The organism is Vasconcelosia minhoensis LEGE 07310, assembly GCF_015207255.1.
GTDB lineage: Bacteria > Cyanobacteriota > Cyanobacteriia > Phormidesmidales > Phormidesmidaceae > Vasconcelosia > Vasconcelosia minhoensis.
Genome location: NZ_JADEXG010000102.1, coordinates 1 through 10,389, shown reverse-complemented (window position 1 = coordinate 10,389; position 10,389 = coordinate 1). Strand labels below are relative to the sequence as shown.

The 10,389-nt window shown below is 53.2% G+C and carries 11 protein-coding genes and 1 pseudogene; 4 read left to right on the top strand and 8 right to left on the bottom strand.

The window, feature by feature from the left end; translation table 11 throughout:
* Positions 1-132 precede the first annotated feature (132 nt).
* Positions 133-261, bottom strand: a pseudogene (locus tag IQ241_RS26845) (aldo/keto reductase); the annotation flags it as partial.
* Here IQ241_RS26845 and IQ241_RS24095 point away from each other — a divergent pair.
* Positions 214-822 (top strand): substrate binding domain-containing protein, encoded by a 609-nt coding sequence (locus tag IQ241_RS24095; protein WP_390622493.1) that lies wholly within the window; start codon positions 214-216, stop codon positions 820-822. The pseudogene IQ241_RS26845 and the gene IQ241_RS24095 overlap by 48 nt on opposite strands.
* A 23-nt stretch (positions 823-845) precedes the next feature.
* Here IQ241_RS24095 and IQ241_RS24090 read toward each other — a convergent pair whose 3' ends face one another.
* The gene (locus IQ241_RS24090; RefSeq protein ID WP_193912171.1) at positions 846-1,691 is read right to left on the bottom strand and encodes an RNA polymerase sigma factor; all 846 of its coding nucleotides are present in this window, start codon (positions 1,689-1,691) and stop codon (positions 846-848) included.
* Positions 1,692-1,752: 61 nt separating this feature from the next.
* Here IQ241_RS24090 and IQ241_RS24085 point away from each other — a divergent pair, with 61 nt between their 5' ends.
* Positions 1,753-2,313, top strand: coding sequence for a Uma2 family endonuclease (locus IQ241_RS24085; RefSeq protein WP_322743783.1), 561 nt, complete (start codon positions 1,753-1,755; stop codon positions 2,311-2,313).
* Positions 2,314-2,482: 169 nt separating this feature from the next.
* On the opposite strand, the gene IQ241_RS24080 is transcribed toward IQ241_RS24085, so the two are convergent.
* The 3 genes from IQ241_RS24080 to IQ241_RS24070 form a co-directional block, all read right to left on the bottom strand.
* Positions 2,483-2,947, bottom strand: coding sequence for a GNAT family N-acetyltransferase (locus IQ241_RS24080; protein WP_193912167.1), 465 nt, complete (start codon positions 2,945-2,947; stop codon positions 2,483-2,485).
* Positions 2,948-2,967: 20 nt separating this feature from the next.
* On the bottom strand, positions 2,968-3,543 hold the full coding sequence (locus tag IQ241_RS24075; protein WP_193912165.1) for an NINE protein: 576 nt from the start codon (positions 3,541-3,543) through the stop codon (positions 2,968-2,970).
* A gap of 126 nt (positions 3,544-3,669) precedes the next feature.
* The gene (locus IQ241_RS24070) at positions 3,670-6,087 is read right to left on the bottom strand and encodes a PAS domain S-box protein (RefSeq protein ID WP_193912163.1); all 2,418 of its coding nucleotides are present in this window, start codon (positions 6,085-6,087) and stop codon (positions 3,670-3,672) included.
* Between the two features lie 485 nt (positions 6,088-6,572).
* Here IQ241_RS24070 and IQ241_RS24065 point away from each other — a divergent pair, with 485 nt between their 5' ends.
* Together IQ241_RS24065 and IQ241_RS24060 are read left to right on the top strand one after the other, a co-directional pair.
* Positions 6,573-7,004 (top strand): TA system VapC family ribonuclease toxin, encoded by a 432-nt coding sequence (locus tag IQ241_RS24065; RefSeq protein ID WP_193912161.1) that lies wholly within the window; start codon positions 6,573-6,575, stop codon positions 7,002-7,004.
* Between the two features lie 239 nt (positions 7,005-7,243).
* Positions 7,244-8,131 carry a tetratricopeptide repeat protein gene (locus IQ241_RS24060; protein WP_193912160.1) on the top strand — a complete coding sequence of 296 codons (888 nt, stop codon included), beginning with the start codon at positions 7,244-7,246 and terminating at the stop codon, positions 8,129-8,131.
* A 191-nt stretch (positions 8,132-8,322) separates the two neighbouring features.
* On the opposite strand, the gene IQ241_RS24055 is transcribed toward IQ241_RS24060, so the two are convergent.
* From IQ241_RS24055 to IQ241_RS24045, 3 genes are all read right to left on the bottom strand, one after another.
* Positions 8,323-8,946, bottom strand: a complete 624-nt coding sequence (locus tag IQ241_RS24055) for an HPF/RaiA family ribosome-associated protein (RefSeq protein WP_193912158.1) — start codon at positions 8,944-8,946, stop codon at positions 8,323-8,325.
* A gap of 102 nt (positions 8,947-9,048) precedes the next feature.
* A complete protein-coding gene (locus IQ241_RS24050; RefSeq protein WP_193912156.1) occupies positions 9,049-9,510 on the bottom strand; it encodes a DUF2267 domain-containing protein in 462 nt (153 codons plus the stop codon).
* Between the two features lie 87 nt (positions 9,511-9,597).
* Positions 9,598-10,209, bottom strand: a complete 612-nt coding sequence (locus IQ241_RS24045) for a PRC-barrel domain-containing protein (RefSeq protein ID WP_193912154.1) — start codon at positions 10,207-10,209, stop codon at positions 9,598-9,600.
* Between the last annotated feature and the right edge of the window lie 180 nt (positions 10,210-10,389).

Below are 10,389 nucleotides of genomic sequence, written 5' to 3'. Positions count from 1 at the left end.
GGGCACGATTTTCCCGACGTATTTGAATGGATGCTAGCGCAGGTAGGTGATCTACCTATGCCTCGGCGGTCTTCTAAACCACAACAGCCGAAACCCTTATACGCAGACACTTTCCCGGCTTAAGTTGATACCCTGCTGTAGGGCTGCAAGGGTCTGAACTGACTTGGCCAAGGGAACTTTAGGGTCGGGCCGATGCAGCTGATAGAGATCGATTTGGTCAAGCTTCAGCCGCCGCAGGCTGCCTTCAACGCCGCGCTTCAGTTTCAGCAACAGCATCCGCAAGGTTCCCTATCCTGGCAGCTAGAAGACCACAATATCCGCTTCGCAGAAGTAGGCTGTGACTGTTGGATCAAGGTCGGTTCAGTTCCAGACGCATCGCTGATTGTAGAGCCACTGGGACAGGTCGAGCGAATGATTGTCGCCTCGCCCAAACTGCTCGAAGCCTATGGCAGTCCCCAGTCCCCCGCCGCCTTGGAAGAACTGCCTGGTGTTGCGCTTGAGCCCTTTGAAGGCGGTCAAATTCCGCTGACCCATCCCAAAGGTGAAACAGTTGCCATATCCCCTTCTATCCGCATGTCTACAAACAACATTTTTGCCCTTCGTCAGGCCACGCTAGCCGGGCTAGGACTATCGGTAATGCCGCGTTGGTTTATCGAAGACGACTTAAAAAATCAGCGGCTGATAGACCTGCTGCCAGAATGGCGCGCGCCGAAGCTGACCATCAATGTGGCTTCACTACCCGGACGCCATCAGCCTCGCCGATTGCGTAGCTTCCTTAAAAGTTTGAGGACAGCAGTACCTAAAATTCCAGGCGTCGAGTAGAAGCTGATTTTTGGGGGTTCAAGCTATCTACTGCTTGAATTCATTAGTGCCTCAACTTCTTCCGGCATCAGAGGAGGAGTTTCTCCATTGATAATCCGGTTACAGGCATTGACACATTCGTTACAGATGTAAATACGAACATCACCTAGCAGTGGTCCAGCAATTAGAGAACCGACCTGCTGATTACTTTTGCCACAGAATGAGCAGCACAGTTCTGACCTACCTTGAATAGAAGCTTTAGCCGTCATTGTTTTAGTCTCCTGAAGTAAATTGGTATGCATTTGTGATTGAAACCGGGGGAGCTGCGTCCTTAGCTGAAGACGAGCTTTGTGTAATCGTCCTTTCACCGCGCTCACAGAAATATCTAAGTGTCTTGCCACTTCTTTGAGACTTAGCTGCTCAAAATAGAACAGCTGAGTTGCTAGGCGATTTTTGTGAGACAGAGTATCAACTGCCTCCCTCAGCGCAGAATGAAGTTCTTCCTGTTCCACCACCCGCTGAGGGTCGCATGAGCCATCAGAAAAGGGTATCGATTCGTCTATTCGATTCCCCACCATTGTCTCAAATGAGAAACTGATCACCTTTGAGAAACTGATCACCTTTTGACGACGCCAATGATTGCGGCAGATATTAAGCACAATGCCATACAGCCAGCTCTTAAAGCGCATCGGATCTTCAAGTTTTTTCAGAGAAAGATAGGCTTGAATCATGGCATCCTGAACCAGCTCTTGAGCCAGGATGTCATCACCCGTCACCCGTGCTGCTAGCCGCTGCGCCATTGGCTGATAGCGCGACACAAGCTGCCCGAATGCGGCCTTGTTCCCTTGTTGAGCAAGAAAAATTAGCTCCGAATCACTTTGCTCAGACATCCTGCCTCCCTGCATGGCTCTGCTTAATAGTGGCAAGATAAAGGGAAAAGGTTACCCGCTCGTGCAAGCATTCCCTATTAAACCTCAGCACTTTACCCATTCTGGCTTGGGCTGGCAGCAGTTTAAGGCTCTCCAGCGAGCATTCGAGGACTCGCCCGGCGTCAGGGTCAATTACTTTGATGGGGATGTCGAAATCTTAACCGTATCACCGCAGCACGGCATCATTGCAGGAAATCTGGGGTTTCTGCTGGAGCTGTGGATGCTGGAGCAAGGAATCGCCTTTGTCGCAACTGGAGATATGACTGTAGAGCGGGATCAGGTGGCCAGCGCGCAGGGCGATAAGTCTTACTGCTTTAGCGATCGCAAAACCATTCCCGACCTGTCTATCGAAGTCGTTATTGCAGGTGAAGGCTCAACTAAGCTGGCCCGCTATGCCGCTTTGGGCGTTTCGGAAGTCTGGTTTTGGCAAAACAGTGAAATTGCTATCTATCAGCTTGAAGGAACTCGTTACGCCAAAGTCGAAGTCAGTCAGTATGCACCAGGGCTGAACCTCAGCAATTTGGCCGCCTGTGTCGTCATTGAGAGCCGAGCAGCGGCCTTGGCAAAATTTAAAGCCGGCTGATTATTGACAATTTTCTGACCAGTGAAGCTGACAATTTACCAGACGTGGCTAGAGCTATTTGAGCGCTATGGCTTCCGGTTTTTTAGGGCGGGCAAGAATGGTTCAGAAACTGCCTGGAGAGTAAGAAAGCTGTGAGAATAGGTCGCATGGCTCCTGGGGTAAGCCAGTGCTAAAGCTGTTTAGCCATAAACACGCTGTTCGGATCGGCAACATATGTTCCAAAAGGACCTCGATACTCGAACCCATAGCGCAAATATAGGGAGCGGGCTGGGGCAAATTCAAGCATCGCTCCGGTTTCTAAATACAGGCAGTCGTAAGCCCGCTGCTCAGCTACTTGAATGATGTGCTCAAGCAGCTGCGAACCGATTCCTCTGCCGCGATAAGTCCGAGCAGTCCGCATCGATTTGATTTCGCCGGTTTTCAAATCGAGCTCCTTCAGCGCTCCACAGCCGAGTAGCTGATCGTCCAGCCAGGCTGACCAGAAGGTAATGTCGGGCGATCGCAGTGCCGTCAAATCAAGCGCATGAACGCTTTCAGGGGGTGTAATCTCACGCATTTCGGTGAGATGTTCTCGCAAAAAGTCGGTGATTTCTGGACCAGTCAAGTCATCTTCGCGAATCTGCATTCGACGCATGGCCTTGAGAATGAAAAGCCCTAGATGTCAAAATGGTAGCGAACTGCGCCGGTTTCAGAGTCGTTTTCGATATGCGCCAGGCCGCGGCGAACAGCCTCCATCAGCACCTCTTGGGCTTCCTCTGGTTCCAGGCCCGTAATCATGACGGCCTTGCCCAGGGAGAGGACGTTATTACGGCTCTCAGCCGCGTGCAGGAGCTGTTGAATCGGGGTCAGCGGTGGCGGCTCAGATGCCGAAGGGCTAGAAGAAGCAGCTGGGGAAGTGCCAGAAGAAAATAACTCCAGCGTCTGACGGCCCAAATCGACCAAATCTAACGAGCTATCTGTACGGGTTCCAGACCACAGATACAGGTTCCGCTCCTTCGCCATCGATGGAATCAGAAACAGGTCAATAAACGTACCAAACCCAAACAAACCGCCCGTCAGCAGCCAGAGCAGGCCGCTGACCGGGCGACCTAGATAGAAGCGATGTAGCCCACCTAGTCCAAACATCCCGCAGGCGCAAAGCGCATAGGCGAGCAGAACGTTAACCTCGGGCTTACCAGAATCTGCTTTGCGCGAGCCAAGTCTGCGAGCAGCTGATTTATAAGTCGTCATAACGCCAAACCAGAAACGAGACAGTTCAAATAGTTCCAAATATAAGCGACCTCCGCCTTGAGGGAAGCAGCATCTGGGAACTTCTTAACATTTGAGACGGCGGCGGCCAGCGAGAGCGACCCAACCCTATTCCCTAGCCGCTTTCTTTAACAGGGCTTTAACCACTTTCATCAAGGCGATCGGGTCAACCGGCTTAGTCAGATGCCGCTGAAACCCGGCGGCTAAAATTTGCTGCCGTTCAGCCTCAGTTGCGCAGGCCGTCAGCGCGATCGCGGGTATCTGAAAATTCAGCTCCCTAACCCGGCGGATAAAACCATAGCCATCCATAGCCGGCATGGCAATATCGCTAATCAGCAAATCGGGCTCATCCGTTTGCAGCATCAGCAGGCCCTCCTCAGCAGCAGCCGCAGCGGCAACCGTCGCGCCGGCCTGCTCTAGCATAAACGTGAGGATATTGCGAGTATCGGCTTCGTCCTCAACCACCAGCACATAAATCCCTTGTAAATGTACCTTAGACAGCTGCGTCGTTGGCTGCCCGGGTGCCTGCCCGGCCAGCGCCATCGGCATCAGCGGCAAGCAGACGGAAAAAGTCGCGCCCAGTCCCTCGCCTTCACTCTCGGCTCGCACCGTTCCTCCATGCAGCTCTACCAGCTGGCGGACAATCGACAAACCCAAGCCCAGCCCGCCATACTTGCGAGTCGTACTGCTATCCGCCTGACGAAAAGACTCGAATAGGTAAGGAATAAAGTCGGCCTTGATCCCTCGGCCCGTATCGCTAACGCTAAAGCAGGCATAGGGACTGACCTGCTCCAACCGCAACCTGACCCGGCCCCCAGCGGGCGTAAACTTGATTGCGTTTGAGAGCAAATTCCAAACCACCTGCTGCAATCGGTTGGCATCGCCTAGCACGGGAGGAATACCGGGGTCAAAGGCTGATTCAATTTGAATAGACTTGGCTTCAGCCGACAGCCGCACGGTTTCTAAGGCCGCCTCAATCGTCCGTTCCAGATTGATTGGGGCCACCTTCAGGCTAAGCTTACCGCGCAAAATTCGCGAAATATCCAACAGATCCTCGACTAGCTGCGCCTGTAGCCTGGCATTGCGCTCAATCGTCGCCAGCGCCTGCTGGGTCTTTTCTGGGGTAAACGATCGCGTTTGCAGCAGCTTTGACCAGCCTAGAATAGGATTCAAGGGCGATCGCAGTTCGTGGGAAAGCATCGCTAGAAACTCATCCTTTACCCGATTAGCGATTTCTGCCTGCTCCCGGGCGGCCTCCGCCTGCGTTAGCAGCAGCTCCCGCTCGGCCTCAATTTGCTTACGGTCGGTAATGTCCTGAGCGGTGCCCACCGCCTGCACAATAGTCCCCTGGTCATTGCGAACGGCAAAACTGCGATCGCGAATCCAGCGTACAGCCCCATCGGGCCGGACAATCCGGTACTCATTTTCGACAAAGTCTTGATGCTGGCACTGGGCTACAACCTCAAGCACCTGGGCGCGGTCGTCAGGATGGATCGTCTCCAGCCAGAGCGCATGATCGCCGTAGATCTCCTCTGGAGAACGCCCCCAAATCTGTTGATAGGCCGGGCTGACGTAGAGAATTTTAGGAATGCGAAAATCGGTTATCCAAAATACGTCCTGAATCGTTTCGGCCATCTGCCGAAACCGTTCTTCACTAGCCCGCAGATTCTCTTCAATCTGGAGGCGTTCGGTAATATCAGTATTTGTCCCAAACCAGCGTAGGATGCACCCCTGAGCATCGCGAATCGGCAGCGCTCGCGAGAGAAAAGAACGATAGCTGCCATCTTTTCCCCTCAGAGGAAAAATATCTTCCCAGGGCTCGCCGGTTTCAAAACAGTGTCGAATATGCTCGACTACCCGCTGCACGTGGTCAGGATGGTGCACGTTTTGCCAGCCCCAGCCCTGCATCTCTGCCAATGTCGTACCGGTATAGTCAAACCAGCGGCGGTTATACCAAAAAATCGAGCCCGTCTCATCCGCCATCCAGGCCAGCTGTGAAATATGATCCGCTAGCGTATGAAAGCGCGATTCACTTTGCCGTAAGGAGGCCTTTAGAGCCGTCTCTGTTTGCTGATGTGGTGTTTGCTCGCGACAGGCGCACAAAATGCCTCCGACCTCACCCTGCTCATCCGCAACTGGGCTATAGGTCAAATCAAAGCTGCGACCCCCGCCGCCCGCCATCGCCGTCAAGCCCTCGATCTGAACCGTGCTGGCCTGTTGCATCACAACTTGAACCTTTGGCCCCATCATCGCCCAGAGATCGGCCCAAACCGTCCGAGCAGGCTGGCCTAACGCAGCGGGATGTCGCTGGCCTAAGAGCGCGATCGCGCCATCGTTGTAAAAATGGACTAGAGAGGGTCCCCACCAGAGAAACATCGGCTGCCGCGATCGCAGCATCATCCGCAGTGCCGCCCGCAAGCTTTGCGGCCAGGTTTCTATTGTTCCCAGCGAACTGTGGGACCAGGAATGCGCTCTGAGCCGCTCCCCCATCTCCCCGCCGTCGGCAAACGGATCGATCAGCCGCATAACTTCTGGCGATATGGCCCAGTCAGCCGTACCTGATGTTGCAGAGGCGCCATAAATTGCAAACGGGTCGCTAACAGTTTTAATTATTCTAAATTATCAGATCAATCCGAAAACGCGCCCACCGCAGGTTGAACCTGACGAAATCATTACTAGCGACTATGGATACTAGCGACTATGGACAGGCGGTCCATGGATCGGCTCGACAGACATTTTGATGCTAGTATGTCTACATGAGAACCACAATCCGGCTAAATGATGAGCTGCTACTGGCAGCAAAGCAGCATGCATTAGCAACGCAAAGAACGCTAACGCAACTCGTTCAAGATGCGCTGGTGTCACTGCTGGAAAAGGAGCGGAATGCAGCATCTCCGCGTACGGTAAAGCTACCTACTTTCAAGGGAGATGGCACCTACCCAGGTATAGATATCAACTGTAGTGCAAGTTTGAGAGACCATATGGATCTGTCTCAATGACAGAAAATGTCTATGCAGATGTGGGACGTCAATATTCTTATAAATGCATATCGAGAAGAGAATTCAGGGCACGAGTTTTACAATCAATGGCTGAAAAAACAGTTAGGGGCAGCAGAAACCTTTTTGTATTGCGATTGGATATTAAGTTCTTTTGTGAGAATTGTGACGCATCCAAAAATATACAAAACTTCGACTCCGCCGCCTGAAGCGCTAGAGTTCGTCAAAACGATAAGAAGCCAACCCAATGCGTTGGGAATCATGCCAGGGGCAAGCCATTGGCAAATATTTACTCAGCTGTGCTTAAGCAATAGTGTAAAGGGAAATTTAATCCCTGATGCCTATCTAGCAGCCCTGGCAGTAGAAGCAAACGCATTGTGGATTAGCGCTGATGAAGACTATAAAATATTTGAGCCAACCTTAACTTGGCAGCTGCTCCGCCCGTAGAAAAGGTTAGCCGCTTTGGATAGCTTGGTGCACAAAGCCAGCATCGACCTGCGTGCAGAGAATGACCTCAGCCTCTACCGATCTATCTCATGAGACGCTTCTGCCAGACATGAATCTCATGATAAGCTGCATAACCTTAAAATAAGATTAGCAGACAGACTATACAAATGGCACAATTTCTGCTGACCTGTGACCAGATTGCGCTACCTTAGCTGCATCCTTGCGTCAGGTCCCCAGCAATGAAAGATCAGTGGCAGGTCAGAGTTGGAATTGCCCTCGCGATCGCGGCCCTCGCGATCGCGCCGCCGTCAGCCTATTCCCAGACTTCAGAAACGGATGACGCGGCCGAAACCGTTCTCAACGATGGGCTAATGCTCGTACAGCAGGGGGAGATTGAAGCCGCGATCGCGGCCTTCAGCCAGGCGGCCCAGCTGAGTCCGACCCTGGCGGCCGCCCATTACAATCTAGGCCTGGCTCTGTACCAAAACAGTGAGATGCAGGCAGCCGCTACCGCCTTCTGGCAAGCGACCCAGGCCGACCCGGCCTTTGCCCTAGCCTACGTCAACCTGGGGGCAGCATTGCTAGAGGGCGATAACCCCGAGCAGGCTGAGGCGTACCTGCGGCGAGCAATCGAGCTCGATCCTGAGATGGGAATGGCCTACTACAACCTGGGGCTGGTACGGCGTCGCCAGGGGCAGCCGAGAGAGGCGATCGCTACCCTACAGCGGGCCGCCGAGCTTAGCCCTCAGGCCGCTGAGCCCCACTATCACATCGGGCTCGTTTATTTAGAACAGGGCCAGCCCGCCCTCGCCCGGAGAGCGTTTGCCAACGCGATCGCGATCGACCCCGCCTACCCCGAAGCCCACTACAACCTGGGCATTACCGAGCTCACCCAGGGCAATACCGCTGCCGCGCTGGCCCAGTTCGACCGCGCCATTGAGCTGCTTCCCACCTTCAGCCACGCCTACTATGCCCAGGGCGTCGCTCTATCCGGTATGGGTAATTATGATCAGGCCCAAACCCGATTGCAGGAAGCCATCAACCTCTTCGTCGCCCAGGGCAAAACCCAATGGGCGATTCAGGCTCAGCAGCAGCTAGAGCAGGTGGCAGTATTGCGATCTCGGTAAGCGCAAGCGAAACCAATGACTTTGGCAGCCCCTGTTCTATTCAGATGTTATCAGATTGAAGTCGAATAGTTACAATCAAGGCAGGGATTCGCTGAGTTGGGGATAAATTTGGGGGTTTGCCAGCATCCCGGTCAACAACCTGGAAGCTGTGTTTTTAAGGTCTTGAGTCGGTGAGTCCATTGCCTTAAGTCCTATTGTTGCCAGCCCAGGGGCGGTTCAATTTCTTCCGCTTCTGAAGATTCAGGAACATGGGCACCCGGCTTATCAACAATTTTAACCGTACTTGCCTGGGGGCCTTCTTCGCCTTCTTCTACAAAGAAATGAACCCCGGTCCCAATTGCTAAGCGATCGTAGTCATTCTGAAGAACACTGTTGCGGTGAAAGTAAATTTCCTGACCCTCCAGGGTCTTGAGAAAGCCGTAGCCTTCTTCTGGAAATAGCTGGGTAATAATACCCGTCACTGATTGGGTAGGATGGGCTTTGACCTGATCGTGTTGTCGCTCATTGAGTTCTTTGAGCTGTCGCTCAGCGGCAGCGAAGGTATCTCGAATCACCACTTCCAAAGGCTCGTACTGGGTTCCCTCTCCTGGGTTTTCCACCGCCGCCAGCTCATGACCGGGGGGTACGGTCAGATCGATTCGCACCCGATAGGGTGAGCCGTTACTAGGGCGATCGTGGGCCTTCTCAATGGCAATATGACAGCTACTAATATGGTCACAGACCCGCTCCAGGCGGGCAACTTTTCCTTGAACGAGGGCCTCAATCGCATCGGTCTTAGGCACGTCGCGGTAGGTAACTTCTAAGGGAACTTGCATAGGTCAATCTCTCCTATCTAGGTAGCTGAAGAGGTCTTCCATCCTGCTGATCGACGAGGATGGAAGACCATCAATTGGCTGAGCTGGGCAATCTTTAAAATATCAGTTGGAAACCTGTTGAGGCCATAGATCCCTTAACTCGGGCGGCAACATCTGGACAACATCTGCGATTTCACCCTGGCTAACCCGCTGCGTCAGAATCTTAAATACAGCCCGAACCAGGCGCTCAACATCGAAGCCAATGTCTGAGCTTTCTGGGGGCTGGATACTCTCAAAGTACTGGCGGATATGGCCGAGAAATTCTTCCTTAGAACGCTCCTTGCTAGGATTGGTGGCAGGCTTCCAATTTTCGTAGTAGAAGCCCCCTATCAAAATCGGCAACTGAGATCCTAGATGGGCGGCTTCCTCAGCCGTCAAGCGATCGCGCAGGGCATGCAGCGTTACTCGCAGGCCCTGAAAGGCCCGGTGCTTATCGTCCCAGCCCAGTTCGGCTGCCAGGTCATTGACCCAGGTATTGGTCTTCTGAACGGTCGTATCAAAAACAGGTAAGCCTGTCATACTCATAGCAATCTCTCCTGTTAGTCACTTCAAAAAATAAACTATCTGGAAACCCAATCAGGGCGACTCCTCAACCCCAGGGTCAAGGTAGGGCTAGTCATCCCTCACTGCTATTTCCTGCCAGTAGGCCGGTCGCTCGTAATGGCTGTGCAGCTCTATTTCGTAAGCCCGATTAATCACCTGGTCCGGGTCATATTCAGGGCTGTGCTTGATGGTTTCTCGGCTCAAGTCTACATTCACCCGTTGGCTTACCCAGTTCATCGACTGAAGCCACTGCGACGAGATTAGTACCTTTTTGCCGGGCCACCAGTTACGGGTATCCACTACCATGTAGCGAATTGACCAGGTCGAATCATCCAGAATGAAATCTTCAACATGACCAATTTCCCCATCGTGGGCATGAATATTATAGCCCTTGATTTCATGGGTACTCCGCAGGTGGGGGTCTCCGTGCGGTTCAGCCTCTGTGGCCGGGGCTGGCGTGGGAGCGGCCTCGGGTCGGGCTTCGTAGGTCGGGGCAACCGCACCCGCAAAACCGGAATAGGGAGGGAACATAGCAACGCCCCAGAGCCCAGGACCTTCCCAGTAGGGGGGATAACCGTAGTAGCGGAGGTACTCAGCCTCAACCTGTCGAGAAACCGGCTCGTCTAGAGAGATCGGGGGGCTATCTTCGACCTGCTGTCGGGTCAGGGCCAGAACCACCATCTCTCTATCCCAATCAATTCGCTCAATCGAGATGGGTGAGATTAAGACTAGCCGTAACTACTCAGGCTGAGGGAGAAGAGAGGGAGCATTGCCGGAAAAAAGTTCGACGAATGCATCCAAGATGTTGAGGTTCTGCTTTTTCAGAGTCGATAAATAACCGCGAATGTGGCAGAACTCTCT

Coding starts and splice junctions, on each gene's coding strand:
- IQ241_RS24090 (WP_193912171.1), bottom strand. CDS start 1,691: ATGTCTGAGCAAAGTGATTCGGAGCTAATTTTTCTTGCTCAACAAGGG.
- IQ241_RS24080 (WP_193912167.1), bottom strand. CDS start 2,947: ATGCGTCGAATGCAGATTCGCGAAGATGACTTGACTGGTCCAGAAATC.
- IQ241_RS24075 (WP_193912165.1), bottom strand. CDS start 3,543: ATGACGACTTATAAATCAGCTGCTCGCAGACTTGGCTCGCGCAAAGCA.
- IQ241_RS24070 (WP_193912163.1), bottom strand. CDS start 6,087: ATGCGGCTGATCGATCCGTTTGCCGACGGCGGGGAGATGGGGGAGCGG.
- IQ241_RS24065 (WP_193912161.1), top strand. CDS start 6,573: ATGCAGATGTGGGACGTCAATATTCTTATAAATGCATATCGAGAAGAG.
- IQ241_RS24060 (WP_193912160.1), top strand. CDS start 7,244: ATGAAAGATCAGTGGCAGGTCAGAGTTGGAATTGCCCTCGCGATCGCG.
- IQ241_RS24055 (WP_193912158.1), bottom strand. CDS start 8,946: ATGCAAGTTCCCTTAGAAGTTACCTACCGCGACGTGCCTAAGACCGAT.
- IQ241_RS24050 (WP_193912156.1), bottom strand. CDS start 9,510: ATGAGTATGACAGGCTTACCTGTTTTTGATACGACCGTTCAGAAGACC.
- IQ241_RS24045 (WP_193912154.1), bottom strand. CDS start 10,209: ATGGTGGTTCTGGCCCTGACCCGACAGCAGGTCGAAGATAGCCCCCCG.